Raw genomic sequence first — 26,368 nt, 5'->3', positions numbered from 1 at the left:
CGGGCAGGCTCGGCGTGCTAGGGTGGCGCGCCTATGTCCGGCCGCTCGTGGTTCGCCGCCGTCGGCGTGCTCTGCCTCGCTTGCACGCCGTCGCGGCACGACGCCGGCTCGGGCGCCGACCCGGCCGGGCGCGCGGGTGTCGCGGTCGCGGAGCCGTCCAGCGAGCGCCCGGCAGCCGACCCGGGCGCCGCCGGGCCGGTCGTCACCCCCGAGCCGCCGAGGGCGCCCGCCGCCGAGGCCCCGCTCGCCGCGGCCGAGGCGGCGCCGGCGGCTCCCTCCCGCGTGTACGCGAGGACCCGCGAGGTGTGGATCCGGTCCGCGCCGCGGCCGAAGGCCCAGTGGATCGGGTATCTCTCGATCGGCGGCTCGGTCCGCCTGAAGAGCCCCGAGCCCGTCCGGGCCGCCGGCGATTGCCCGGCGTTCTACGCCGTGGAGCCCCGCGGGTACGTCTGCGTCGACGGCGAGCGCGCCACCCTCGACGCGGCCGATCCCCTGCTGAAGACGCTGAGCGAGCACGCCCCGCTCGTCGATCAGCCCGTGCCGTACCGCTACGGCGAGTCGCTCGGTCTCAAGCGCCTCTTGAACGTCGAGGGCATCGACGCGCCGGCGTGGCCCGAGGGGATGCACGACCTGCGGCACATGCAGGTCCGCCCGCGCTCGTCGGTCGCATGGACGAAGGAGGTCGAGGCCGGCGGGGCGACGTGGCTCTGGGCCTCCGATCTGACGTTCGTGCCGAAGGACAAGGTGAAGCCGTATGAGCCCGCCACCTTCCAAGGGGTCCACCTCGGCGCCGACGAGCGGCTCCCGATCGCGTTCTTTCGCCGCAAGCCGCGCCCCAAGTACCGCCTCACCGAGGAGAACCAGCTCGCGAAGACGGACGCCGTGTGGGAGCGCCTCGACCGGGTCGGGCTGACGGGCAAATCGCGGCGGGTCGGCGAGCTGACGTACCTCGAGACCCGCGACGACGGGCACTGGGTGCTCGAGCGAGATGCGGTGGTGATCAAGCCGCGGAAGGCGAAGAACCCGTGGGGGCGCCGCATCCAGCTCGGCGGCGCGGCGCCCGCGGCGCCGGTGGAGGGGCCGAGGAACACGTGGATCGAGATCGCGGCGCTCGAAGGCTGGCTCATCGCCTACGAGGACGACCGGCCCGTCTTCGCCACGCTCATCTCGGCCGGGCGCAACGGGGCGGAGGAGCCGGAGAGGGCCGAGCCGTTCGTGCCGCCCTCCACGACCCCGCTCGGCCAGTACCGCATCAACCGCAAGTGGGTGACGAAGACGCTCATCACCCCTCACGTCGACGAGGACGACTGGATCGAGGCGGAGGTGCCGTGGAGCCAGCACTTCTTCAGCAAGTACCTCCTCCACGCGGCGTACTGGCACAACAACTGGGGCGACGGGCAGAGCGGCGGTTGCGTGAACCTCTCGCCGGTCGACGCCAAGTGGCTATTCCACTGGACCGAGCCCCCCGTGCCGGAGGGGTGGTACGCGGTCCAGGTCACGCGCAAAGACCCGTCGACGCGCGTCGTGATCCACCGCTGATCGCCGCGGCCGAGCGCGAGGCGCGCCCGCGTCGCGCCTCGCGGGCGCCCGCAAAGGCGGCTATTTCACCGGGACGCAGCCCGCGCCGCCCGCCTCGCCCGCCGCGGCCATGCGCCGCATGCAGAGCTTGAGGCCGGCGCGGAGGTTGCCGACGGTCGTGACGCCGGACAGGTCGAGCCCGAGCGCGATCATCGTCTGGGCCACGTTCGACCGGATCCCGGTGACGATCCCCTCCGCGCCCAAGAGCCGGATCGCCTTGATCATCTCGATGATGTACCCGGCCGTCCGCGTGTCGACCGCGTCGACGCCCGTGAGGTCGAGGATCGCGTAGCGGGCGTCCTTGTTCACGATCGCCGTGAGCAGGTTGTCCATCACCTCGGCGATCCGCAGGCTGTCCACCACGCCCACCATGGGCAAGGTCAGCACCTTGTCCCAGACCTCGATGATCGGCGTCGAGAGATCGCGGATGACCCGCTGCTGCTTCTCGATCAGCTCGAGCTTGTTCCGGAGCTCCTGCTCGCGCTGCCTCGCCGCGGTGGCGTCCATGGTGATGCTGACCGCGCCGGGCTCCCCGCCGTGGCGCACGGGGACGTACCATGTCTCCCAGGTGAGGCCGTGCGCCTCGGTGACGGTGTGCGACCCTTTCCCCTCGATCGCCTGCCGTATCGCCTCCACCCCCTCCGGCGACCCCGCATAGAGCTCGTAGACGCTCTTGCCGAGGTGCTCCCCCGGCCGCACGCCGGAGGTCTCCAGCCCCTTGCCGTCGTGGAACCTGAAGATCCCCTCGCGGTCGTACCTGCACACGGCGACCGGGAGATTCTCGAGCACGGTCCGGAGGAGCAGCTCCGCCTCTCCGAGCTCCACCTCGGGCTCATTCTGGAGCTCCGCCCCCGCCGCGACCGGCGCCTCGTCCCCCGTCATGAGAGCTTTTTACCCCGCGTGCGTGCCGGCCGTCGAGCGTTTGTCGACAGCGGACGGCAAGTTTCGTGAACCCGTCGGGGGAAACATCGCACCGCTCGCTGAGCCCGCTTGTCCCTCGCAGACGCGATGTCCCGGTGAAGCCATCGAGGCCTGCGGTCGCCGTGCCGCCGCGCCGCGGGGCCGGGCGCGGCGCGGGTTGACATGGTGTCCGAAGCACACTAAGCTTCGTGTCCAGGTCACACGGAGGTCCGGATGTCCGTCGCGTACGAGCACCCACGGCCGGCATTGACGGTGGATTGCGTCGTGTTCGGCCTCGATGAGGAGGATCTGAAGGTCCTCCTCATCCGGCGGGAGCTCGAGCCGTTCCGCGGCCGGTGGGCGCTTCCGGGCGGCTTCGTGCGCGTCGACGAGCCGCTGGACGACGCCGCGCGGCGGGAGCTCGCCGAGGAGACGGGGCTCTCGGGGGTGTACCTGGAGCAGCTCTACACCTTCGGCGCGCTCGGGCGCGACCCGCGCGAGCGCGTCGTGTCGGTGGCGTACTACGCGCTGGTCAAGCTCGGGGATCACCGGGTGAAGGCGGCGACCGACGCCCGCGAGGCCGCGTGGTTCTCGGTGGACGACACGCCGGCGCTCGCCTTCGATCACGAGGAGATCTTTTCGACCGCGCTGGAGCGGCTGAAGGGCAAGGTGCGGTATCGGCCGATCGGGTTCGAGCTGTTGCCGCCGAAGTTCACGCTGTCGCAGCTCCAGCGGCTCTACGAGAAGATCCTCGAGCGCCCGCTCGACAAGCGCAATTTCCGCAAGAAGGTCCTCGGCACCGGGCTGCTCGTGGAGCTCGACGAGGTCGAGCAGGACGTCGCCCACCGCGCCGCGCGGCTCTACCGGTTCGACCGGCGGAAGTACGAGCGGCTCGAGAAGGACGGGTTCAGCTTCGAGATCTGAGGCGGGGCGGCGTCACAGGACGGCGTCCAGCGTGACGACATTGCACGCTGCGCCGCATTGATATTTCCTGTCCTTGCAGTGATCGCGGACCATGTAGTCCTTCGCCTTGCCATCTGGAGCTCGAATCGACACCTTGCACTCGAGCTCCAGGCAGCCGATCTTCGAGGGCACCTCGAAGTGCCCCGAAGCGTCGGTGGACGCCTTGTCGTCGAGGCGCGCCTCAGGGCACGTCACCGTGACCTCCGCGCCCATGATCGGATTGCCCGCCGCGTCACGCACGACGCCGGAGACATCGATCCCCGGGTCGCACCCGACGAGCGCTGCCGCCGCCAAGGCGGCCATGCACGCGCTCCGCAACGCACACCAGACTTGAGAACCCATGGTAGCTCCTCCGGAGATGACGCTGGCCTAGAACGGACATGGCGGGTTTTCATGGGGCCTTGCTCCAGCGACCTCGCCTTCGCGGCCATCGTCGCCCGTCCGCGCCAGCGAGTCGACCCGCGCCAGGGTCCGCAGGGGAGTATACGCGCCCCCGGGCATTTCGCACCTGGCTCGCACAGGCCGCCCTCGGGCGATCGGGGTTGACATAGTGTTCATTCGACACCATGCTTAGTGTACGTTGAACACACAGCCGAGGGCGCGCCGCGTGCGCGCCCCCGCGGCCGGCATCGACCGTGGACCTCCCACGTCGGGATCCGACGGCCCGCTCGGCCGCGTCGTCCACGTCCGGTCGGCAGCGCGCCCTGGGACGGGCGCAGAAGGGACCAGTATGACATGCGAGGCCGCTTTCCCGGCTGACCTCGGAGGGGGATCGCGCTTCGAGGTCGCCGGCGGCACGGTGACCGGGACGGACCACCTCGCGGTGGGGCGGCCCAACCAGGACGCCTATGCCTTCCGGGCCGAGGGCGGCTGTCTGGCCGCGGTGGTCTGCGACGGCTGCGGCAGCGGCGCGCGCAGCGAGGTGGGCGCGGCGCTCGGGGCCCGGCTCGTGACCGAGCAGGTCCTCGGCGCGCTCCGGCGCGGCGGAGATGTCGAGTCGCCGGAGACCTGGGAAGAGGTGCGGCGCGGGGCGCTCGCGCCGCTCCGGGCGATGGCGGCCGGCATGGGCGGGAGCCTCGCCGAGGTCGTGTCGACCTACTTCCTCTTCACCGTGGTCGGCCTCGCCGTCTCCGGGGGCAGGGCGTGCGCGTTCTCCCTCGGCGACGGCCTGATCGCCCTCGGCGATGAGCTCCTGCGGCTCGGCCCTTTCCCGCGGAACGAGCCCCCGTACCTCGCGTATGGCTTGCTCGATCGCCCGCCGGGCGGAGAGGCGCCGCGCTTCACGGTGCACCGCGCCTTCCCGTCGAGCGGGCTCCAGACTGCCCTGCTCGGCACCGACGGCGCGCTCGATCTCCTGGAGTCGTCGTGCCGGCAGATCCCGGGCGGCGGCGGCGCGGTCGGCCCGCTCTCCAGGTTCTGGGAGGACGATCGCATGTTCGCCAACCCGGACGCGGTGAGGCGGCGGCTCGCGCTCATCAACCGCGCGGTGACGCGGCCGGTGTGGAAGGAAGAGCGGATGGAGCGCGAGGGCGGGCTGCTGCGCGACGACACGACGCTCGTCGTCGTGCGGAGGGCCGAGAGCGCGCGCGATTGACCCGCGGCCCTGCGCGACTTCGCGAGGGGGACAACACGATTTTTCGTACGCCCGGAGGAGGCGAAGGTGGACGTTTATCTCGGTGCAAAGCGGGTTCGGCTCGACCCTCGCGCCTCGATCGGCAAGGGCGGAGAGGCGGACGTGTTCGACCTCGGCGACGGCCGCGCGCTCAAGGTCTGGAAGACGCCCGATCACCCGGATTACGCCGGACAGGACGCCGAGCAGCGCGCCGCCCAGGACCGCATCGAGCGCCACCAGGACAAGCTGCGCGCCTTCCCCGGCGCGCTGCCCGCCCAGGTGATCGCGCCCGTCGAGCTCGCGACCGACCGATCGAAGAAGCGCATCGTGGGCTACGCCATGCGCCTCGTGCGGGGCGCCGAGCCGCTCCTGCGGTACGGCGAGCCGTCGATGCGCCACGGCGGGCTCTCGTCGGCCGCGGTCTCCGAGGTGCTCGCGGGGCTCCACCGGACCGTGGAGGCGATCCACGGCCGGGGCGTGGTGATCGGCGACTTCAACGATCTCAACGTCCTCGTCGCCGGCGGCGAGGCGTTCGTCATCGACGCCGACAGCTTCCAGTTCGGCCCGTTCCTGTGCCAGGTGTTCACCGAGCGCTTCGTCGATCCGCTGCTCTGCGACCCTTCCCTGCCCCGGCCGGCGCTGGGGAGGCCTTATTCGCCGGACTCCGACTGGTACGCGTTCGCCGTGATGGTCATGCAGAGCCTGCTCTGCGTCGGGCCTTATGGCGGCGTCTTCCGGCCGCGGTCCGCGGCGGCGCGCGTGCCCGAGTGCGCGAGGCCGCTCCGCCGCATCACCGTGTTCGACCGCGAGGTGCGGTATCCGAAGCCGGCGATCCCGTACCGCGTGCTGCCCGACGATCTCCTCGACGCGCTGTACCGCGTCTTCGTCAAGGATGAGCGCGGCGTCTTCCCGCGCCGGCTGCTCGAGGGGCTCGCGTGGGCGCGGTGCGCGTCGTGCGGCGTCGAGCACGCGCGCCCTGCCTGTCCGACCTGCGCGGGCGCGGCGCCGGCCGCCGTCAAGGCGTCGACGGTGGTCCACGGCGAGGTGCTCGCGACGCGGCTCCTGAGCACGCGCGGGGTGATCCTCGCCGCGTCCGCCGGGCCGGGCGGGCTCGCTTATCTCGTGCACGAGGGCGGGCGGTTCCTGCGGGAGGACGGGTCGGTCGTCCTGTCCGGCGCGCCCCACCCCGCGATGCGGTTCGCGGTGCAAGGGCGGGCGACGCTGATCGGCCGCGCCGGCGAGCTCGTGGTGCTCTCGCCGGGAGCGCCGCCCGAGCGGATCCCGGTGGACTGCCTGGGGACGAGCCCCGCGTTCGGCGTCAACGAGCGCGCCCGCTACTGGACCCGTGGCGGCAAGCTCCTGCGCAGCGGCAGGCCGGGCGCCGCCGCGCTGTCGGGCGAGGCGGGCGCCGTCGCGATGGGCGATGTCCTCGCCGGGCAAACGGTGTTCTGGGTCGGTCCCCGCTTCGGGCTCGGCTTCTACCGGGCCGGGAACGTCTCGATCGCGTTCGTCTTCGACGCCGAGCGGCCGGGCCTCAAGGACACGATCAAGCTGCCTTTCCCCGGCGGCGAGCTCACCTCGGCCACCTGCGTGTTCGACGGGGCGGCGCCGCGCGCCGGCCGCGGGCGCGCGTGGCTCTTCCTCGCGGCCGAGCTGGCCGGCCGGACGGTGCACCGGTGCATCGTCGTGGGCGAGGACGGCGCGGTCGAGGCGGTCGCCGACGGCGAAGGGGGCGGCGGCTCGTGGCTCGGGGCGCTCACGGGCAAGTGCGCGGCGTCCGGCTTCCTGCTCTCGGCGACCGACGGCGGCGTCGTCCGCGTCGAGGTCCGAGGGGGAGCGCTCGTGGAGACGCGGCAGTTCCCCGGCACCGAGCCGTTCGTCACCCAGGCTTCCCGGCTGCTCGTCGGGCCAGAGGGCCTGTTCGTCGTCGACGCGCAGGCGATCACCTTGCTTCGCATCGCGTGAGTTCGATTCTGAGCTGATTGGCCCGCTCCCGCGGGCCCTTGAGAGGAGAGAGAGACCATGATAACGACAGAGCTCCCGCTGCCCGCCTTCTACGATCCGAGGAACGCCGAGCGGTGGGGTTACCACCCCGACGAGACGGCGCTCCACGGCGCCGCCGCGGCGTGGCGGAAGGCGCACGGCGTCAAGCCGTCGGCCGCGGACGCGCGGAACGTGCACCTCCTGCTCATCGACGTGCAGAAGGACTTCTGCTTCCCGCAGGGGTCGCTCTACGTCGCCGGCAGGAGCGGCACGGGCGCGGTCGACGACAGCCGCCGCATCGCCGAGTTCATCTACAAGAACCTCGCGTCCATCACGAACGTCACGGTCACGATGGACACCCATTTCGCGTACCAGATCTTCTTCCCGTCCTTCTGGGTGGATCGCGAGGACCGGCCGCTCACGGCGCACCGCGAGATCACGACGGCGCAGATCGACGCGGGGGAGGTGCGGCCGAACCCGGCCGTGGCGCGGTGGCTCTGCGGCGGGAGCTATCCGTGGCTGATGAAGCAGGTCCGGTACTACTGCGAGGAGCTCGAGAAGGCGGGCAAATACAAGCTGTACCTGTGGCCGCCGCACTGCATCCTCGGCAGCGACGGCCACGCGCTCGCGGGCGTCGTGCACGAGGCGCGGATGTTCCACGCGTTCGCGCGCGGGGTGCAGTCGTGGGTGGAGGTCAAGGGCGGCAACCCGCTCACCGAGAACTACTCGGTGATGCAGCCCGAGGTCCTGACGCGCCACGACGGCCAGCCGCTGGCGCAGCGGAGCACGGCATTCCTGAAGACGCTGCTCCACGCGGACGCGGTGCTCATCGCCGGCCAGGCGGCGAGCCACTGCGTGCGCAGCTCGATCGAGGACATCCTGACCGAGATCGCGCTCACCGATCGCGCGCTCGCGAAGAAGATCTACGTGATGACGGACTGCATGTCGCCGGTCACGGTGCCCGACGGCAAGGGGGGGTTCGTCGCCGACTTCACGGCCGAGGCGGACAAGGCGCTGAGCCGGTTCGCCGCCGCCGGGATGAACCTCGTGAAGAGCACCGACCCGATCGCGCGCTGGCTCGCCTAGCGCGGCGCTGGCCGCCCGGTGAAGCGAAGAAGAGAAGAGAGGCGATGAACATGAGCAAAGACGACGGTAAGACGATGAATGGCGGTGGCTCGCTCGACATCGAGCAGCTGTTCGAGGCCGCGCGGGACGAGGGCGCGCTCTCGCCGGAGGCGATGCAGGCGCTGCACATCACGGACCTGGGCGCCCAGATCCAGGCCGGCTTCGGCGTGCAGGTGGACGACGTCGCGTCGTCGGAGGTGGTGCTCGTCACCGTGATGCCCGACGACTCGGGATCCATCAAGTTCGCCGGCAACGCCCGGGCGGTGCGGGACGGGCACAACCTGGTGGTGAGCGCCCTCGCCGACTCGAAGCAGCGCGACTCCATCCTCGCGCACAACCGCTACCTGAACGGGACCGTGCTGTATCCGTATTGCCCGATCGCCCAGGCGGTGAAGATGGACACGAAGAACTACGACCCCGCGCTCGGCACGCCGCTCTACGACCAGACGGTGGTGCTCCTGGGAACGGTGATCGCCAAGGCGCAGGAGTTCGCGCTGAGCGGCGTCCCGGCGCGCACGGTCACGCTGATCATCTCGGACGGCGCCGACGCGGGATCGACGTGGGCCAAGGCCAAGGACGTGTGCGCGCTCGTCCGCGACATGCGCCGCGCCGAGGCCCACATCGTGGCGGCGATCGGCATCGACGACAAGAACACCGACTTCCGCGCCGTCTTCCGCGACATGGGGATCGAGGACCGCTGGATCCTGACGCCGAAGAGCGACGCGGCCGACATCCGCAAGGCGTTCGCGCTGTTCTCGCAGTCGGCGGTGCGCGCCAGCCAGGGCGGCGCGTCGTTCTCGAAGACGGCCGCCGGCGGCTTCGGCGCGTGAGCCGCGTCAGGCCGCGGCCGCCCAGGGAAGGACGCCGTAACGGCGGCGCAGCTCCTCGACGTCCACGTCCATGACCGACCAGAAATCCCAGTCATCCATCAGGTCGATGTTCATCTTCGTGCCTCGAACGAACGAGCGCACGAGATCGTCGGCGAGCCCCGGCGTCGCCAGCATCCCCTGCTGCGACGGCGCGAGCACCGTGAGCTTTATCCCTTGCTGGAGCTGGACCAGCAGGAACACGAGGATGCCGAACGGGTTCTCGCGGCGATACCCCGCCTGGAAGGCGATCGTCAGCGCCTCGCTGCGGAGGTCGGTGCCGTAGCCGGCGATGATGTGGCTGAGATCGTGGGTGAGCACGCCCTCGGGCACGCCGCGCTTCTCGCCGGGAAAGGAGAAGCCGTTCTCTCGATAGAAGGTGAACAGCGCCTTGCCGAGGGTGCCCTCCGGGTACCCCTCGAGGGACCGGTAGCGCGCGGCCACGGGCTCGTTCTCCAGGAGGCCGGCGAAGCTCGCGAGGTTCCTGGCGAGCCCGGATACGCCGCCCTCGTCGAGCATGCGCCGCACGCTCTTGCCGAGCAGCGCGTTGCGGCTGATGTCGATGCGCAGGAGGAGCAGCCGCCGCTCGTAGAGGCGCTGGAGCTGGCGGACCGCGGGCGGGCGCGCCCCGAGCGCCGCGGCGAAGCGCTCGACCTCGAGCAGCTCGCGCTCGTCGATGCGCTCGCCGCACAGGGTCATCGCGCAGAGGCCGCTCACGAGCTGCTCGCGGAGCGCGGGCTCGCGGACGGCGGCCGCGAGCGCCTCGGGCGCGATCGGGGCGAGCGCGTCGATGTCGTGCGCCGTGTGGAGGAGGTGCCGCTGCACCGCGGCGATCGCGTCGCGCCGCGGCCCGTCGAGGGGACCGGCCGAGGTGAGGACGCCCTTGATGGCACGCAGACCCGCGTGCGCCTGCTCTTGGCTCGGAATGAGGTAGGTCATGCCGGAGAGGATGAGGACGAGCGCGCGCCCCGTCCTTGACCGGCGGCGCCAATGTGTTGACCGGGCGCGCCGCCAGGACGGCTCGCGGGTAGCGGCGCATCGAGGGCCTCTGTCCACACCGCTGTCCCGTTGTTCTGTCCCGGGAGCACGCGCCCGAGAGCGTGGTGCCGTAGCCAGATCGCGACTCACCGCGCGCGGGGCGGCCGTGGTACGGTGGGCGCCGCTTCTCCGCCGCTGCTGGGCCGCGCTCGTGCCTCGCAGATCGCGGAGCGCGGATCGACAGAGGGCCTCGATCGCGCAAACGGGCGGCGACGTGCGCCTTCGCCGCGACAGCCGGCAATCGACAGGAGAGATGGGGGGGTGGCCATGAGGTTTCAGGTCGCTTGTACGAACCGTGATAATCCCGAGATCGATCGCGAGCTTGGACGCGCAGAGACGGTGAGCGCCGACCGCGCGGACAGCAGCGATGGGCCGTTCGCGGTCCCGCGACGGCCCCGGGTCATCACGGCGTCGCGGGGCAGCGCCGGAGAACAGACGATGCTCGACGGTCAGGAGGCGCCGAGCGCCCGCGGGATCGTCGAGCACCTGCTCAAGAGCAGGCCGGGGGAGTACGACAGCCGGGCGGCGCAGCTCCTCGCCACCGCGTCGGCGTGGGCGTACTCGGATATCGACACCTTCACCCGGATCATGGGCCGCCGGGGCCTCCAGGGGGCGACGTGCGTCGAGGTCTCGCTCACCAACGAGGAGCTCTTCGTCGACACAAGCGCATACCTCGTCCAGAGCCCGTGCAAACAGCTGGCGATCCTCTGCTTCCGCGGGACGAGGCTGAGGAACGTGATCACCTGGCTGACGGACGCGGCCGTGAAGCCGGAGCCGTTCCACGCGGCGGGGACGGTGCATGGCGGCTTCTACCGGGCCGCCCGGGCCGTGTGGTCGCCCCTCCTGGTGATGCTGAGGGGCGCGCTCCACGGGCGCCGCGTCGACGACGAGCTCTCGCGGGAGATCGAGAGGACCGCCGTCCGCTCGGTGACGCTCGACGGGCTCGTGCGCAGCGTCGACGAGGCGCGGCTCAACAAGGTCCTCGAGGAGGTGCGCGCGGTCAAGAAGCTCATCGTGCAGGACGCCAGGGAGCGGCTGCTGGACAAGGTCGCTCCGGAGAGCGCCGGCAGAGGGCGGCCGGAGGACGCCCCCGCGACGCCCGGGTGTGACGAGAGCACCTCGTCCGCGCCGTCGGCGGCCCTGGCGCCCCACGCGGCTGCTGGACATCTGCGCGCGCGCGAGGCCGGGCCGAAGCGCGCGGAGAAGCCCGAGCTGAAGGCGCTCTACATCACCGGCCACAGCCTGGGCGGCGCGCTGGCGGTCCTCGCCGCGTCGCAGCTCTTCATGGCCAACGAGGCTCCGGAAGACGCGGTGGAGGACCTCCAGGCGCTGCAGGGGTGCCTGCGCGGCGTCTACACCTTCGGGCAGCCGATGGTCGGCAACAAGGTGTTCGCCGACAAGCTCGGCCGGTGCTTCGGGGACAAGCTGTTCCGTCATGTCTACGGGGTGGACGTGGTGCCGTCGCTCCCGCCGATCTCGACGGGGTCGTTCTCGCATTTCGGCCAGGAGCTGCGCGCCAACGGGTCCGGCTGGGGCGAGCACGCCGGGAAGGTGAACCAGACCTGGTCCGCCACCTTGGGCCTCGCGCTCGGGGTCGCGGCCTTCGTCATCGAGCAGCTGCCTTTCCTCCACTGGATCAAGCTGCGCTTCTCGCTGGCCGACCACTCGCCGCTCACCTATCTGCGCGTGTCCCAGCGGAGGGACTCGGTGACCGAGTTCGACTGACCGAGCCCGCCTCCGCGCCGTCAGGCGGAGCGGCGGTAGGCGGCGGGGCTGTGCCCGGTCCAGCGGCGGAACGCGCGCGAGAAGGCGCTCACCTCGGAGAAGCCCAGCAGGAACGCGACCTCGGCGATGGTGCGGCCCCGCTCGCGCATGTGGGCGATCGCGAGCTTGCGGCGCGCCTCGTCGAGGACGCTCTTGTAGCTCTCGCCCTCGTCGCCGAGCCTCCGCTGCAGCGTCCGCGCGCTCATGCCGAGCGCGCGCGCAGCAGCGCCGACGTCGGGGACGCCGCGCCCGAGCGCCTCGAGGAGGTGGCGCTCGAGGGCGCCGCGCACGCCCGGCTCGGCCGGCAAGCGGGCGAGCAGCTCGTCGGCGTGCCGGCGGAGGACCGCGCCGAGCGCCGGGTCCGACCGCAGCGTGGGGGCGTCGAGGAACGCGGCGTCGAAGAGGATCGCGTTCTCGTCCGCGCCGAAGGCGAGCGGCGCGGCGAGGAGGCGGTCGTACTCGCCGCGCTCCGGCGGGGCGGGATGGGCGAGCGTGATCCGGTGCGGCGTGAAGGAGAGGCCGGTGAGGGCGCGGGCGCGCAGGACCCACAGGCCCACGATGAAGCTCGAGAGCTGCGGCGGCGCGACGGCGGCCGAGAAGCGCTGCGAGACGCGGGCCCGCGCGCCATCCACGGTGAGCCGCACGTCCAAGGCGTCGTGGATCAGGCGCTGATAGCGCAGCATGCAGCCGATCGCCTCGCGCACGGTGGCGCACTGGTCGGTGACGAAATCGACGACGTCGAACAGCTGGCCGACGAGCAGCTCGGCCGCGTGCAGGCCGAACGCCGGGTCGCGCGCGAGCTCGGGGACGCGGGTCCACGCGCGGACGACGGTGTCGTGGGGGACGCGGGCGGTGGGGTCCTCGAGCAGGGCGGGGTCGACGCCGGCGACCGCGAGGGCCTCGCGCGGATCGACGCCGGCGCGCGACGCGGTGAGGACGCAGAGTCGGATGGCCTTGATGCAGCCGGTGGGGCCCATGGCGCTCGCTCCCTGTCGTATCCGATCTTGCGCCTGCCATCACGGCGGCGCGCCGTCGCGCGGGGGCGAGGCCGGCGCGCGGAAGCTCTCCCCTCCCCTTGCCGTCCGCGGCGACGCCTGGTAGCCGTGCCCGTCCCGCGGCCCTCATCGCCTCGCGGCGGCGGCGGCGCGCGCGGGGCTCCGAGGTGGTTTCCGATGGCGGTCGTGCGGTGGAGAGCGTTGGAGCGGCGCGTGACCCAGCACTCGCCGTGGCGGAGGATCGAGGACGTCACCTTCGAGCTCCCGGACGGGCAGATCCGCACGTTCTCGCTCAAGAAGGAGGGGCGGGTCGTCTGCGTCCTCGCCATCTCCCGCGAGGAGCGGGTGATCCTGGCGCGCCAGTACAGGCCCGGCCCCGATCGGATCCTCGACGAGCTCCCCGGCGGCGGCGTCGAGCCGGGCGAGACGCCGGAGGACGCGGCCGCGCGCGAGCTGCTCGAGGAGACCGGGTATGTCGCCGGGCGGCTCCTGCCGCTCGGACGCCCGCTGGAGTGCGCCTACTCGACCATCGAGCGCCACGCGTTCCTGGCCGTGGACTGCGTGCGCGGGGGGGCGCAGGCGCTCGACGAGACCGAGTTCATCGACGTGATCGAGAAGCCGATCGAGGATTTCGTCGCGCAGCTCAGGGAGGGCGCCTGCACGGATCCGGAGGTCGGGTGGATGGGGCTGTACGAGCTGGGCTGTGTGAGGGCGAACGCCTGATCCGCGCCCGCCTCCTGCGTCGCGGGCGTCGCGAGCCCTGCCGGGCGCCGGCTGGGCTATGCTGGAGCGCATGGGCAGCAGGCACGACCACGTCCTCCTCGCTCCCGGCGCAGACGCGTCCGGCCGCACGCTGAAGGCGCCCTCGTCCAGGGCGCGCCCGCACGTCGACGACCGGCTGGCCCCGCCCGAGACGCGGGTGGAGTACCTCGACGGCGCCGAGATCTTCGCCGCCCCGGCCGACACGCCGCACGCGACGCAGCACTTCGATCTGACCTATGTCCTCGGCGCCCACGTCGCCCCGGGCTACCGGGGCGCCGTCGACATGCTCACCCGGGCCGACGAGGGTAGCGATTACGCGCCCGACGCCAGCGTCTTCGCGCAGAAGCCCGACCGGGGGGGCCACCGGCGGCTGGAGGAGCTGGCCTTCGAGGTCAGCGACAAGCAGGCCCTCGCCGTTCCGACCAGCAAGGCGCGCCGGCTGGTCGATCGAGGCGTGCGGCGGGTGTTCTGCATCCTGGTGAAGCAGCATCGGGTGCTCGAATGGTCGCGCGAGACCGATGGCTGGCGGACGCTCCCGAAGGATGCGGTCATCGAGGACCCGTGCCTCGTGCGCCCGCTGCCGCTCCAGGCGTTGCTCGACGCCGCGTCCTCGGACGACGCCGTGGCCCGCGCGCTGCTCCAGAAGCGCGTGCCCGCGCTCGAGGCGGCGCTCGCAGAGGGCGAGGCGCGCGGAGAAGCGCGCGGCGTGGCGCTCGGCGAGGCGCGCGGCGAAGCGCGCGGCGTGGCGCTCGGCGAGGCGCGCGGCGTGGCGCTCGGCGAGGCGCGCGGAGAGGCGCGCGGCGCGCTGCTCGGCGAGATCCGGATGGCGCAGGATGCCATCACCACGGTGCTCCAGGCGCGCGGGGTCGCCGTGCCGGCCAAGGTGGCGCGCACGATCGCCGGCTGCGACGACCCGAGCAAGCTGCGTCGATGGCTCAAGCGCGCGGCCACCGCGGCGACGGCGGCCGAGGTCGTCGCGGGCACCCGGCGCAAGCGCTGAGGGGCGGCCGTCAGTCGGCGCCCCCGCTGCGGCGCACGAGCTTCTTCTCGCTCGTGCGCCGCTTGTCGTCGAGCCGCCTCGCCTTCGACGCCCGCGTCGGCCGCGTCGGCCTCCGCAGCGCCGGCACCTCGAGCGCGCGCAGGATCAGCGCGCGCAGCTTCTCGCGCGCGTCGTCCAGGTTGCGCTGCTGATCGCGCGTCAACTGGCTCACGATGAGCAGCCGCCCTTCGGCGTCGAGGCGGCCGCGCGCCAGCGCGCGCAGCCGCGCCTTGGCGCCCTCGTCGAGCTCCGGCCATGCGGCGAAGTCGAAGCGCAGCTCGACCTTGGAGGCGACCTTGTTGACGTTCTGGCCGCCGGGCCCCGACGCGCGCACGGCGCTCCAGCTGAGGAGCGCGGCCGGGGCGGTCAGCGCATCGTTGACGACGAGGGGGTGGGACACGGCGGCTCGCTCCTCCCCGCGGCGGGCGTGAGCGCCGCGCGGGGCACCTGACGCGTAGCACGCGCCGGCCCGCGGCGAGAGCGCAGCGCAGGCTGTCGGCGGCGAGAGCGTCGCTGCGCGCCGCGAGAGCGTCGGCCGCCCCCGGGGCGCCGGCTCCCGGTGGAGCGTCAGCTCCCCGCGGCCTCGCCGCCGGGATCCCCCGACCGGGGCGGGACCTCGACGAGCCGCGCCTCGTCGCGCTTGCTCAGCTTCGCGCCTTGCCGCGAAGCCCCGTAGACGTTCGCCCCGTCGAGCTCCGCGTCGCGCAGGTCCGCCCCATCGAGCCGGGCGAAGGAGAGGTCGGCCCCGCGCATCCGGCTGGCGCGCAGGTTCGCGCCCGAGAGATCGGCGCGCACGAGGCGGCAGCCGCCGAGATCGGCGCGGTGGGCGATCACCCGACCGAGCGACGCGCCGTCGAAGCGCGCCTCCGCGAGCCGCGCCTGCCGCAGATCCGCGCCGGTCAGGCGAGCGCCCTCGAGATCGGCGCCGTTCCCCTGGGCGCGCTGCAGGTTGGCGCCCGTCAGGTCAGCGCCCGCGAAGACCGACGACGCGCAGCTCGTGCGCGACAGGTCGGCGCCGGTCAGGTCGGCGCCCGCGAAGCGCGAACCGTCGAGCTTTGCGCCCTGCCAGACCGATCCGGGCGCGGCCGCATCCTGGAACGAGCACCCCGTGAGCTCCGCGCTCGGCGCGCGCGCGTTCCCCAGCCTGGCCCGGTCGAACGCGGCGCCGGCGCCGCGCGCGTCGTCGAGGCGGGCTTCCGGGAGCGACGCGCCCGTGAACCGCGCTGCCCCGAGCGAGGCGCCGGAGAGGTTGGGGGCGAGCAGGTCCGCGCCCTCGAACGAGGCGCTGTCCCAGACTCCCCGCGCGAAGCTCGCCCGCGCGCCGGTCACGGCCGCGAGGCTCGCCCCTGCGCCGCGGGCCGAGGCGAGGATCGCCTCGTGCAGCGTGGCGCCGTCGAGCCGCGCGCCCTCCAGCACGGCGCGCGACAGGTCGGCGCGGGTCAGATCCGCGCCCGAGAGGTCTGCCCCGCCGAGATCCGCGCCGACGAGCTTCGCGTCGGCGAGGCGCGCCCCGGCGAGCTTGCTCCCGCGCAGGCTCGCGCCCTGGAGATCGAGCGCGGACAGCGAGGCGCCGCTCAGGTCGAGCCCGCTCAGGTCCGCGTGCGCGAGCTCGAGCCCTCCGAGCAGCTCGCCGGCCCGCAGCCGCGCGATCACCTCGGCCCGCAGGCGTTCGTCCGCGGGGTCCACGGCAGCGGCGCCCGCGGACGGTGCCGCGCCGGCGGCGCCTGCGGGGTCCGGGGGCGCCACGACGCCGGCCGCCGGCGGATCGGCGGCTCGAGGCGCGACCGCCGGCGGCGCCTCCACCGCCGCCACCACCCGCGGCGCCTCCACCGCCGGCGGAGCGCCCTCTCCGGCCGGCGTGCTCCCGGCCGACCCAGCTGCCGATGGCCGCAGCGGCACAGGCGCGTCCTCGGTCTCCGGCACGACCTCCTGCGCGTCCGGCGGATCGAGGCCGACGAGCGCGGTCGCGCTCTCGTCCATCGGCCGGAGCAGCGCGGCGGGCCTGGGCTGCAGCGCGGGCTCCGGGGGAGCCCACGGCGCTCCCGGGATGGGCGCGGCCGGCTGCGCGGGCGACCCGGGCGGCGCCAGCGCGAACGGCGCGAGCGGCGCCTGCAGCTGCATCGCCAGCTCCGCCGGGTCCTGCATCCGCGTCTCCTCGTCCACGAGGGTGGCGCCCGACCACCGCGACGGCCGCGACTCCCGCGCGGCGCTCGCGGCGGGCCAGGCCTGCGCCTGGGCTGCTGGGCTCGGCAAGAACGGCAGCACCGGCGCGCTCGACCTCGACGCGCCGCCGACGGGGAGCGTCGTGCCGAGATCGCCCGGCGCGCTCGGCCTCGACGCGCCGCCGACGGGGAGCGTCGCGCCGAGATCGCTCGGCGCGCTCGGTCGGTCGTGCGGCGAAGGCGCGGCCTGCTCCAGGCTGGGCCACGAGAGCGGATGGCCCGGCATCTCGAGGCCGGCGCACACCCGGATCGACGCCCCCTCCTCGGCGCGCTCGAGCGCGAAGCTGCCGCGCCACACGATGGAGCAGATCTGGCGATCCACATCGATGACGAGCGTGTCGGCGGCCAGATCGACGGGCTGCCCCTGCCCGCCCCCGCCCGCTGGATAGCGGCGCGCCAGCGCCCGCGCCGCGGGGAGCTGCGTCTGCACCCGCGGCAGCTCGGGGTGCAGCCCGTCGAGCACGAGCCACTCGTCCCCGTGCAGGAACGGCAGCTGCTGATCGGGCGGCGCGGCGTGAAAATAACGCCAGTCGAAGCCCGCCATCGGCCCGGCCTGCTGCGGCTCGCCCCCCCGCGGCTCCGCGCCGCCGAGCAGCCGCTGCCGCGCGGGCCACCGCGGCGAGATCGGCCCCATCCCGGCCGGCCGCGTGGGCTGGACGGGGTCGAGCAGGTTCGGCAGCGCCGGCGCGGCGCTGGACGCGGCGCCGACCCCCACGGGGTTCTCGGGCACGCCGGGCCCGCCGAAGGCGCGCTCGTAGACGAGCGGCATCCGCTGGAACGGCTGCGATCTCCACGGCGGGACGGGGGCGCGATCCCCGACGATCTTGAGCCGCTTGTCGAGCAGGCGCGCCTCCCCGCGGTAGATCGCCAACCGGGCGATCATCGTCGCGATCGGCTGCCCGCCCGGCGCGTAAGCGTGGCCGGTCAGCACCACCCCCACGCTCGGCAGGTACGGCGCGACCTCGCTCGCCGCCTCGAGCGAGCCCGAGGGCCCGTGACGGTCCTCGCGCACGATCGGAAGCGGCGCGACGGGCCAGGCGAGGCGATTGTGCGCGAGGGCCAGCGTGGCCTTGACGATGACCGTGACCCGCTGCGCGCTCCCGGCCTGCCACAGCACCGAGCCGCACGAGACGGCGTTCAGCGCGACGACTTGGACAGGCCACGGCGAGGTCACGTGCGGCGGATCGGGCCCGGCGAGGCAGACGCGAGGGCGAGCGTCCACTCTAAGCCCGCCGCCCCGCGGACGACAAGCGCGAGCCGTGGCGGGCTGCCTCGGTCCGCGCCCGATCGAGGCACGAAGCGACACCGCGCGGCGCCGCTTTCCTGCGGAGCGCTTCGGGGCTGGCGCGGGCCAGCCCACACCCGGGCCCCGGCCGCGCCGACCGCGTCTCGTTTCCGCGTTCCGCTTTCCGCTTTCCGCCCTCGGCGCTCAGCCCGCGGCCATCGCGGGCGCGGGGGCGCCGTCGCGCCGGACGCGGCGGTGGATGAGCTCTTCCAGCCAGCGCTCGAACGCCTTGCCCTCGCGCTCGTCGGGGTCGTCGCGGATCACCTCCACGCCCTTCTCGGCGCGGCCGCCGCTGCGCTCGACGAGGGTCTCGACGAGCGAGGTCCACGTGTACGTCTGGATCGCCCCGCCCAGCGTCTCCATGACCAGGAGGTCGGCGAGCGTCGAGGCGCGGTTCCACGTCTGCACCTCGAAGCGCACCGACCCGTCGCCGCCGGGCGCGGGCTCGGCCAGGAAGCGCACGGCGCCGGCCAACGGGTGGCCCTCGAGGGTGGCGAGGGTGATCGCGCGGGGCGAGACCTCCTCGACGCGCACCTGGACGTGTCCGCGCAGCGGCAGGGCCATCGTGAGCGTCGCGCCCGGCGCGATGCGCGTCGGGCTCTCGGGCTCGGCGCCGACGACGACCGTCTTGCGCGGCGTCAGCTCCGGGAACTCGTCGCGCACGAGCGCGATGAGCCCCTCGGCGTCGAGGCGCGCGCCGCGGATCACGGCGCGGTAGATCTTGCGGTGCATCGGGCCGAGCCCCTCGGACGGGAGCCGCTCCGGGAGCGAATCGCCGAGCTTGGCCAGGCTCTCGTCGAGGGGGGTCGCCTTCACGCCGAGCACGTCGAGGGCGTTCTCGCGGCCCTCGGGGATGACGTTCCCCTCGGTCACCATCGTGATCTGGTCGGCGTTGACCGGCGTCTCGATTCCGAACTTCGCCGCGAGCTTCGCCCCCGTCGACTCGATCCACGCCGGCAGCGGGATCCGGGTCGGGTGCCGATCGGTCATGGCCTCGAAGCGGTCGAGCACCTGGTTCATCGAGGTCAGCTCCGGGCCCGCCAGGTCGAGCTCGCGCCCCGCCAGGTCGGCGCGCTCGGCCGCGATGGCGAGCGCCTCGCCGCAGTCCTCGCACCAGATCGGCTGGAACGGATCGTCGCCCTTGCCGACGAGCGGCACGACCGGCAGCGTGCGCACCATCTTGAGCAGGAGCGAGATCTGCTCGTCGCCCGGCCCGAAGACGTTGCCGGGCCTGAGAATGATCCACGCGCGCGAGAAGGTGCGGGCGATCTCCTCGCCCGCCTTCTTCGAGCGATGGTAATCCGACTCGCCGCGATCGGCGCCGAGCGACGAGACGTAGACGAAGCGCTGGACGCGCGCTCGCTCGGCCTCGGCGACGATGTTGCGTGTGCCCTCGACGTTCACGCGCTCGAACGTGACCTGCGGAGGCCGCTCGGCGACGGTCGCCGCCAGGTGAATCACCGCGTCGCACTCGTCGGCGGCGCCGCGGATCGACGCGGCGTCGCCGATGTCGCCGTCGAACGCCTCGACGTCGCCCTCGAACGGCTTGCGATCGTCGCTCGCGTGGCGCGACAGGAGCCGGACGCCGTGCCCTCTCCGCAGGAGCCGCCGCACCACCTCCGGGCCCACCACCCCTGTGCCGCCGGTCACCAGAACCTTCATCATCCGTTCTCCTTTGCACCCATCGGATGGGCGAGGACAGGCGAAGGCCGTGCCAGCCCCAGCTCGCGGCGTGCCCGGGACTTGCTTGCAGGCGCGGCATGAGCCCGCGCATCACCGGCGCGCAGCGCCCCGGCACCGCCTCGCCGCGCGGAGGCGCCTCGCAGGGGCCGCTCGTCACGCCCGACGGCCGCTACCTGATCGTGCGCGGGCGCCTGTGGCGTCGGGCCAACCCCGCGCTGCCGGAGGACGCGCGGAGGCGCCTCGTCTCCGAGCTCATGGCGGCGCGGCGCGAGGTCGGACGCGCGCTGCGCGCGGGCGACGCGGGGGCGCTGCGCGCGGCCCGCCGTCGCGTGAACGAGGCGAAGATCGCGCTCGGCGAGCGGGGGCCGCCGTGGTGGAGCGACGGCGCGCCCGACGAGAACCGACGCTTGGTCGCGTCCACGAGCTACGCGCGCTGGTACAACGCGCTCTCCGGGGAGGAAGGGCTCGCGCGGTAGCGTCTCCCGTGCAGGGCGAGCCTGCCGCTTCCCCTATCCGGCGAGGACCTCATCGAGCGAGCGGGCGCTCATCGCCCGCAGCAGCCAGCGCTGCAGAGTCGTGATCAACCCGGGTCGGTTCGGCGGTGAGCGGCCCGACCTGGCCAGCGCCCGGGACGCAGCCGAATCGCGGCGAGGGACGGCGCCCGTTCGTGTATAGGTACCTGATGACCGCCCCGCTCCTCGCCAGCGGGAGAGCGACACGCGGGAGAGAGATGGTAGGACCACGACCGAGGACGACTCCGCATCTCCGGCGAGCGCGCCGGTCTCGGCGGGTCGGACCGTGAACCAGGGAGGACAGGGCAGATGAAGATAGCGACCTCGGCGTCGACCGCAGCGACGGCGGGCGCGGCGTTCGACGAAGCCATGTCCGCGCTCCACGCGCGCCTCGGCGCAGCCCCCGACCACATCTTCCTGAGCTACACGGAGCGTTATGACGTGGACGAGCTCGCGCGCGCCACCGCGGCGCTCCCGGCGTCGGTCCGCGTCCACGGCTCGAGCTCATGCCTGTCCGTCATGACCTCTGCCGGAGTCCACGGCATGTCCGGTCCCGGCCTCGCCCTGCTCGGGGTCGCCGACGCGCAAGGTGCTTATGGAGTCGCCGCCGAGCCGATCGGCGGGGCGCCGCGCGAAGCGGGCGCGCGCGCCGCGCGCCGCGCCATCGAGGACGCCGGGCGAGCCGGCGAGCTCCCGGCCCTGTTCTGGCTCACCGCGCAGACCGGCGCGGAGGAGGACATCCTGCTCGGCATCGCGGACGTGGTCGGCCCCAACGTGCCTGTGTTCGGCGGCTCCTCTGCAGCAGACTCCCTCGACGGGCAGCAATCGCAGCTGGAGCGCGGGCGCGCCTGCGAGGGATCGGCGCTGCTCTCCGCCCTCTACCCGTCGGGAGAGATCTCCTATGCATTCAGCAGCGGCTACGTCCCCACCGAGCACCGCTGCCGCGTCACCCGCGCCGCGGGCAGGCGCCTGCCCGAGATCGACGGGCTCCCGGCCGCCGAGGTCTACGACCGATGGACCGGCGGCCTGATCTCCGCGCAGCTGGGCGGCGGCACCATCCTGGAGCAGACCGCGCTGCACCCGCTCGGGCGGCCCTCGGGCTGGATCGGCAAGATCCCCCAGTTCCTGCTCATCCATCCGAGCACCGTGGAGGAGGACAACTCCATGACGTTCAGCGCGAACATCCACGATGGCGACGAGCTCGTGCTCATGAGCGGATCGCGGGAGAGCCTGATCGGCCGAGTCCGCTCCGTGGTCGACGCCGCGCTGGCGTCCGCGCCGCGCCCGTTCCGCGCGCAGGGCGCGCTCGTGATCTTCTGCGCGGGGTGCATGCTCGCCGTGCGCGACGAGCTCGACCGCGTGGTCGAGGGGGTGATCGCGTCGCTCGGAGCGACACCCTTCCTGGGCAGGTTCACCTTCGGTGAACAAGGGTGCTTCACGCGGGGCAGGAACCAGCACGCGAACCTCTCCATCGCCGTCCTCCTGCTCGGGCAGTGAGATGTGATGGAGGACGAGGCTGCCCGAGAGACCATCGCCGAGCTGCAACGCGCGCGCGAGGAGGAGCGGGCGCTCCGCCTGGAGGCCGAGGGGCTGGCGGAGGCGCTCCTGCTCTTCACCGAGCCGGGGACCTTCGCGGAGACGCTGGCGCGCATCGTCGAGGCGACCGCGCGGACCGTCGGGGCCCCCGCCGGGCTCGTGATCGCCTTCGCCGAAGGCGCTGACGGCCACGTCGTCGCCTCCACCGATCCGCGCCTGTCAGCCACCGTGTGGCGGCGCGGGCCCGCGTTCGATCGCGCCCTCGCGGGCCGGCCGGTGGCCAGCTTCGACCTCGCCCAGCTCGCCGAGTGGCAGCGCCAGCCGGCGTCCGTCCTGGAGCGGTGCGGCTCCGCGCTCCACGCGCCCCTTCAGGCCGGGCCAGAGCGGGCGTTGCTCGTGCTCACCCATCCCGCCCGCGCCTACTTCGACGCGCGCCATGTCAGCCTCGTCCGTCGCCTCCTGCCCGCGGCCTCGCAGGCGCTCGCGCGCGTCCGCGCCGAGGAGGAGCTCGCCCGGGCGCGCGAGCTCACCCACGAGCGGGAGATCCAGGAGAAGCTCACGCTCATCGAGCACCAGCGCGCCGCGATGCGCGCCCTGTCCGTGCCCATCCTCGAGGTGTGGAGCCAGATCCTCTGCGTCCCCGTGATCGGCTCCATGGACGAGGAGCGTTGCGGGCACCTGATGGAGCGGCTCCTCGCCGCCGTGAACGCCACCAGGGCGCGCGCGGTGGTCATCGACGTCACCGGGCTCGACCGGATGGAGGCGAACGCGCTCACGCTCTTCGTGCGCGTGGCGTCGGCGGTGAGGCTCCTCGGCAGCGCCTGCGTGCTCGCCGGCATCGGCCCCGAGGTCGCCCGGGAGCTCGCGCGGGAGGGCTTCGCGTGGGGCGACATCACGACGCACCGCCGCCTGCACGACGCGCTGCGGACGCTGCTCTCCGCCCGCGGGCGTAGTAGCCACTCGCGGGCGTAGATAGCGGCCGCCGGCGCACCGGCCAGGTGGACGGCGCGCCCAGCCCCGCGCGCCGCCCGCCGGGCCCGCTGCCCGCGTGCGGCTCAGGACGCCTTGCGGCGCGCCGAATCCCACCCGCGCCGGACGGCGCTCCTGGCCTCGTCCCACGTGCGCCCGCTCTTGAGGTCGTTCCACTCCTCCCGGAGCTTGCTCTCGACCCGGTCGTCCCAGTCGCGGTGCTCGGTGTACTGGCTCGCCGCGCCCCAGCCGTAGCGCAGCCCCGGCTCGACGTCGTCCCAGTCGCTGTTCGGCACGTGCCGCGGCGGGATCGGCTGCTTGCCGAGCGCCTGCTTCACCGTGTCGTCCACGTCCTGGTTGAGCTCCTGCCCCTTGGTGTTCGTGAAGTCCGCCTTGGTCTGCTCCCAGTCGCGGCGCAGCGCTTCCTTCACGCGCTCCCAGCCGGACGTCTTGTGCTCATCCCACCACCTCGGATTGATCGACTGCGTCATGGATACCTCCCATCGGGCGCGCGGAAAGGGGCCAGCACGGAGGCCGAGCCCGGCGCGTGAGGGGGGCCGTTACACGAACGGTGCCGCCGCGAGCGCATGCAGAAATGACCAGGAAATACAGACGCTTACAGCAGCGTCCGGGCCGCCGCCTCGCCGTCGCTCCGCGGCTGGAGGCGGCGCCCCCGCGGCAGGCAGCCACGGATGAGACAAGCTGCCTCAGCGCATCCCCGGAGGCTCCGCGCAGCCCCGGCGCCGAGCGGGACGCGCCGGGGTCACCCAGCGGGGCGCGCGCCCTCGTCCCACGCCGGCAGCGCGCAGCGGAGCGTCGCCCCCTCGCCGGGGACGCGCTCGGCCCACAGCCGGCCGCCGTGCGCCTCGACGATCGAGCGGCCGATCGCCAGGCCCACGCCGAGCCCCCGGGCCTTCGTCGTGAAGAACGGCTCGAAGATCCGCTCGAGATCCTCGGCCGGGACGCCCTCGCCGGAGTCCGTCACCGCGAGCTCGACGCGGCCTTCGCCGCCCGCGTGCGTCCGGATCACCACGCGGCGCGCCTCGGGCGGGCGGCAGGAGACCGCATCGAACGCGTTGACCAGCAGGCTGCCGAGCACCAGCTGCAGCCCGGCGCCGTCGCCCCGGACGCGCGGCAGGCCCGGCGCGAGCTCGCTCCGCACGGTCGCGCCCGCGCGGAGCGCGGCGCCCGCCAGCAGCCGGCGCACCTCGCGGACGAGCTCGTTCAGATCCAGCGCGGCCGCGCCGAGCTCGCCCTCGCCGAGCCGCGCGCGCATCCGCCGGACGATCTCCGCGGCGCGGCGGTCGTCCGCCGCGATGTCGTCGAGCGCGGCGCGCACCTCGACGACGTCCGGCGGGGTCCGCGCGAGCAGCCGCTGCGCCGCCTGCGCGTTGCTCAGGATCGCGGCGAGCGGCTGGTTCAGCTCGTGCGCGATCGACGCCGCGAGCGCGCGCATCGCCGACACCCGGCTCAGCGCCGCGAGCTCCTCCCGCGCCGCCTGCGCCTCGCCCTCGGCGGCCCGGCTCAGCGCGATCGTGCGCTCGAGGCGCTGGATCTCCGCGCGGAGCGCCTCCGTCCGCCGCGACACCTCGATCTCCAGCGAGGCCCGGGCGGCCGCGAGCTCCTCGTGCATGTCCGACAGCGCCCTCGCCGCCGCGCGCGCGGCGAGGTGCGCCCGCACGCGGGCCACGAGCTCCTCGCGGACGAACGGCCTGGCCACGCCGTCGACCGCGCCGAGCTCGATCCCCCGCGCCCGGCCCGCCGCGTCGGCGAGCGCCGTCATGAAGAGGACCGGGATCTCGTGCGTCGCCGGATCCTCCTTGAGGCGGCGGCAGACCTCGAACCCGGAGAGGCCCGGCACCGCAGCGTCGAGCAGGACCAGATCGGGCTCCTCGCAGCGGATCTGCTGGAGCGCCGCCCCCCCATCGCCGACCTCCGCGACGTCGAACGGCTGGCCCGAAAGGGCCGCCGCGAGCACCCCGCGGCTCTCGGGGTCGCCATCCACGATCAGGACGAGCGGCGGTCGGGCTCGCGCCAGCCGGGAGCCCGACGCCAGCGGGTCGGCGCGCGCGTCGAGCGCATCGCCGCCCTGGGCCCCCTCGGCGACCTGGGCGCGGGATCGTGGTGCTGCCATGAAACAGAGTCTGTGCCACGCCTCCCCCGCGGTCGACCATGGGACTTTGGTCTTAGTGGGCGCCCTCGCTATCGCGCCACACCGGCAGCGTGCAGCGGAACGTCGCCCCCTGGCCGGGGCCGCACTCGGCCCACAGCCGGCCGCCGTGCGCCTCGACGATCGAGCGGCTGATGGCGAGGCCGACGCCGAGCCCCTGGGCCTTCGACGTGAAGAACGGCTCGAAGATCCGCTCGAGGTCCGCCGGTGGCACACCCTCACCGGAGTCTGCCACCGAGAGCTCGACGCCGCCGCCGTCGGCCGGGCGGGCCCGCACCACCACGAGGCGCGCCTCGGGCGGACGGCGGGAGACCGCGTCGAGCGCGTTGACGAGGAGGTTGAGGAGCACCTGCTGGAGCTGGATCCCGTCGCCCCGGACGCGCGGCAGGCCCGGCGCGAGCTCGATCCGCACGGTCGCGCCCGCGAGGAGCGCCGCGCTGGCCAGGAGCCGGGCCACCTCGCGGACGAGCTCGCCGAGGTCCAGCGCGCCCGCGCTGAGCTCGCCCTTGCGGAGCATCGCGCGCATCCGCTCGATGACCTTCCCGGCGCGGCGGCCGTCCGCCGCGATGTCGTCGAGCGCGGCGCGCGCCTCGGCGATGTCCGGTGGCGCCTGCCCGAGGAGCCGCTGCGCCGCCTGCGCGTTGCTCAGGATGGCGGCGAGCGGCTGGTTCAGCTCGTGCGCGATCGAGGCCGCGAGCTCGCTCATCGCCGACACCCGGTTGAGGTGGGCGAGCTCCTCCTGGGCCTTCCGCACCTTGAGCTCGGCGGCCCGGTTCAGCTCGAGCTCGCGCTCCAGGCGCTGGCTCTGCGCGCGCAGCTCCTCCGTCCGCCGCGCCACCTCGAGCTCCAGCGAGGCCCGGGCGGCCGCGAGCTCCTCGTTCTTCTCCGACAGCGCCCGCGCGGCGGCGTGGATCGCGAGCTGCGTCCGCACGCGGGCCACGAGCTCCTCGCGGACGAACGGCTTGCTCACGTAATCGACCGCGCCGAGCTCGAGCCCGCGCACCCGGCTCGCCGTGTCGGCGAGCACGGTCATGAACAGGACGGGGACATCGCGCGTCGCCGGATCTTCCTTGAGCCGGCGGCAGACCTCGAAGCCGGAGAGGCCTGGCATCACGGCGTCGAGCAGGACGAGATCGGGCACCTCGCGCCGGATCTGCCGCAGCGCCATCTCCCCGTCGATGGCCACGGCGAGGGTGAGGGGCTGGCCCGCGAGGGCCTCGGAGAGCAGCTTGAGGCTGCTGGGGTCGTCATCCACCAGCAAGACGAGCGCGCGGCGGTCCGACGCCATGGGGAGAGCAGATGCCAGCGCGCCGTCGGGTGCGTCAAGCGCTTCGCTGCCGCCTCGCTTGCCCGCGGTTGACGCCCT

At 73.6% G+C, this 26,368-nt stretch carries 22 protein-coding genes; 12 read left to right on the top strand and 10 right to left on the bottom strand.

Features of this window, described 5'->3' with window-relative positions; genetic code table 11:
- Positions 1-33 precede the first annotated feature (33 nt).
- Positions 34-1,539: a L,D-transpeptidase gene (locus tag WMF33_RS13680; RefSeq protein WP_437337554.1), complete on the top strand. Its 1,506-nt coding sequence runs from the start codon at positions 34-36 to the stop codon at positions 1,537-1,539.
- 60 nt (positions 1,540-1,599) lie between these two features.
- Here the strand turns inward: WMF33_RS13680 and WMF33_RS13675 are convergent, their stop codons facing one another.
- The gene (locus WMF33_RS13675) at positions 1,600-2,460 is read right to left on the bottom strand and encodes an STAS domain-containing protein (RefSeq protein ID WP_437337553.1); all 861 of its coding nucleotides are present in this window, start codon (positions 2,458-2,460) and stop codon (positions 1,600-1,602) included.
- Between the two features lie 252 nt (positions 2,461-2,712).
- On the opposite strand from WMF33_RS13675, the gene WMF33_RS13670 reads away from it, so the two are divergent.
- Positions 2,713-3,402, top strand: a complete 690-nt coding sequence (locus WMF33_RS13670) for an NUDIX hydrolase (RefSeq protein WP_437337552.1) — start codon at positions 2,713-2,715, stop codon at positions 3,400-3,402.
- Between the two features lie 12 nt (positions 3,403-3,414).
- Here the strand turns inward: WMF33_RS13670 and WMF33_RS13665 are convergent, their stop codons facing one another.
- Entirely contained in the window at positions 3,415-3,783 is a 369-nt protein-coding gene (locus WMF33_RS13665; protein WP_437337551.1) for a carboxypeptidase-like regulatory domain-containing protein, read from the bottom strand.
- 388 nt (positions 3,784-4,171) lie between these two features.
- Here WMF33_RS13665 and WMF33_RS13660 point away from each other — a divergent pair, with 388 nt between their 5' ends.
- The 4 genes from WMF33_RS13660 (at position 4,172) to WMF33_RS13645 (ending at position 8,991) form a co-directional block, all read left to right on the top strand.
- Positions 4,172-5,035: a protein phosphatase 2C domain-containing protein gene (locus WMF33_RS13660; protein WP_437337550.1), complete on the top strand. Its 864-nt coding sequence runs from the start codon at positions 4,172-4,174 to the stop codon at positions 5,033-5,035.
- Positions 5,036-5,101: 66 nt separating this feature from the next.
- Entirely contained in the window at positions 5,102-7,018 is a 1,917-nt protein-coding gene (locus tag WMF33_RS13655) for a hypothetical protein (RefSeq protein WP_437337549.1), read from the top strand.
- A gap of 57 nt (positions 7,019-7,075) precedes the next feature.
- Complete coding sequence (locus WMF33_RS13650; RefSeq protein WP_437337548.1) at positions 7,076-8,122, top strand: nicotinamidase; 1,047 nt, start codon at positions 7,076-7,078, stop codon at positions 8,120-8,122.
- A 44-nt stretch (positions 8,123-8,166) separates the two neighbouring features.
- On the top strand, positions 8,167-8,991 hold the full coding sequence (locus WMF33_RS13645; RefSeq protein ID WP_437337547.1) for a hypothetical protein: 825 nt from the start codon (positions 8,167-8,169) through the stop codon (positions 8,989-8,991).
- 6 nt (positions 8,992-8,997) lie between these two features.
- On the opposite strand, the gene WMF33_RS13640 is transcribed toward WMF33_RS13645, so the two are convergent.
- A complete protein-coding gene (locus WMF33_RS13640; RefSeq protein ID WP_437337546.1) occupies positions 8,998-9,966 on the bottom strand; it encodes a hypothetical protein in 969 nt (322 codons plus the stop codon).
- 438 nt (positions 9,967-10,404) lie between these two features.
- Between WMF33_RS13640 and WMF33_RS13635 the strand changes: the two genes are divergently transcribed.
- On the top strand, positions 10,405-11,790 hold the full coding sequence (locus tag WMF33_RS13635; protein ID WP_437337545.1) for a lipase family protein: 1,386 nt from the start codon (positions 10,405-10,407) through the stop codon (positions 11,788-11,790).
- Between the two features lie 20 nt (positions 11,791-11,810).
- Here the strand turns inward: WMF33_RS13635 and WMF33_RS13630 are convergent, their stop codons facing one another.
- Positions 11,811-12,806, bottom strand: coding sequence for an AraC family transcriptional regulator (locus WMF33_RS13630; RefSeq protein ID WP_437337544.1), 996 nt, complete (start codon positions 12,804-12,806; stop codon positions 11,811-11,813).
- A gap of 231 nt (positions 12,807-13,037) precedes the next feature.
- Here WMF33_RS13630 and WMF33_RS13625 point away from each other — a divergent pair, with 231 nt between their 5' ends.
- Both WMF33_RS13625 and WMF33_RS13620 read left to right on the top strand, forming a co-directional pair.
- Entirely contained in the window at positions 13,038-13,547 is a 510-nt protein-coding gene (locus tag WMF33_RS13625) for an NUDIX hydrolase (protein ID WP_437337543.1), read from the top strand.
- A 70-nt stretch (positions 13,548-13,617) separates the two neighbouring features.
- Positions 13,618-14,586 (top strand): Uma2 family endonuclease, encoded by a 969-nt coding sequence (locus WMF33_RS13620; protein ID WP_437337542.1) that lies wholly within the window; start codon positions 13,618-13,620, stop codon positions 14,584-14,586.
- Between the two features lie 10 nt (positions 14,587-14,596).
- On the opposite strand, the gene arfB is transcribed toward WMF33_RS13620, so the two are convergent.
- The 3 genes from arfB to WMF33_RS13605 form a co-directional block, all read right to left on the bottom strand.
- Positions 14,597-15,025, bottom strand: a complete 429-nt coding sequence (gene arfB, locus WMF33_RS13615; protein WP_437337541.1) for an alternative ribosome rescue aminoacyl-tRNA hydrolase ArfB — start codon at positions 15,023-15,025, stop codon at positions 14,597-14,599.
- Between the two features lie 167 nt (positions 15,026-15,192).
- On the bottom strand, positions 15,193-18,069 hold the full coding sequence (locus WMF33_RS13610) for a DUF2169 domain-containing protein (protein WP_437337540.1): 2,877 nt from the start codon (positions 18,067-18,069) through the stop codon (positions 15,193-15,195).
- Positions 18,070-18,276: 207 nt separating this feature from the next.
- Complete coding sequence (locus tag WMF33_RS13605) at positions 18,277-19,797, bottom strand: DUF1990 family protein (protein ID WP_437337539.1); 1,521 nt, start codon at positions 19,795-19,797, stop codon at positions 18,277-18,279.
- A gap of 95 nt (positions 19,798-19,892) precedes the next feature.
- Here WMF33_RS13605 and WMF33_RS13600 point away from each other — a divergent pair, with 95 nt between their 5' ends.
- The 3 genes from WMF33_RS13600 to WMF33_RS13590 all read left to right on the top strand — a co-directional run bounded on the left by WMF33_RS13600 (position 19,893) and on the right by WMF33_RS13590 (position 22,835).
- Positions 19,893-20,291 carry a hypothetical protein gene (locus WMF33_RS13600; RefSeq protein WP_437337538.1) on the top strand — a complete coding sequence of 133 codons (399 nt, stop codon included), beginning with the start codon at positions 19,893-19,895 and terminating at the stop codon, positions 20,289-20,291.
- 345 nt (positions 20,292-20,636) lie between these two features.
- The gene (locus WMF33_RS13595) at positions 20,637-21,824 is read left to right on the top strand and encodes an FIST signal transduction protein (protein ID WP_437337537.1); all 1,188 of its coding nucleotides are present in this window, start codon (positions 20,637-20,639) and stop codon (positions 21,822-21,824) included.
- A gap of 6 nt (positions 21,825-21,830) precedes the next feature.
- Positions 21,831-22,835 (top strand): STAS domain-containing protein, encoded by a 1,005-nt coding sequence (locus tag WMF33_RS13590; RefSeq protein WP_437337536.1) that lies wholly within the window; start codon positions 21,831-21,833, stop codon positions 22,833-22,835.
- 83 nt (positions 22,836-22,918) lie between these two features.
- On the opposite strand, the gene WMF33_RS13585 is transcribed toward WMF33_RS13590, so the two are convergent.
- The 3 genes from WMF33_RS13585 to WMF33_RS13575 all read right to left on the bottom strand — a co-directional run bounded on the left by WMF33_RS13585 (position 22,919) and on the right by WMF33_RS13575 (position 26,290).
- Positions 22,919-23,323: a hypothetical protein gene (locus tag WMF33_RS13585; protein ID WP_437337535.1), complete on the bottom strand. Its 405-nt coding sequence runs from the start codon at positions 23,321-23,323 to the stop codon at positions 22,919-22,921.
- A 272-nt stretch (positions 23,324-23,595) separates the two neighbouring features.
- A complete protein-coding gene (locus WMF33_RS13580) occupies positions 23,596-24,966 on the bottom strand; it encodes a hybrid sensor histidine kinase/response regulator (protein WP_437337534.1) in 1,371 nt (456 codons plus the stop codon).
- Between the two features lie 52 nt (positions 24,967-25,018).
- Positions 25,019-26,290 (bottom strand): hybrid sensor histidine kinase/response regulator, encoded by a 1,272-nt coding sequence (locus tag WMF33_RS13575; RefSeq protein ID WP_437337533.1) that lies wholly within the window; start codon positions 26,288-26,290, stop codon positions 25,019-25,021.
- Positions 26,291-26,368 lie beyond the last annotated feature (78 nt).

This window comes from Sorangium sp. So ce394, assembly GCF_051474665.1.
Lineage (GTDB): Bacteria > Myxococcota_A > Polyangia > Polyangiales > Polyangiaceae > Sorangium > Sorangium cellulosum_D.
This window is presented reverse-complemented; position numbering and strand designations above follow the sequence as displayed.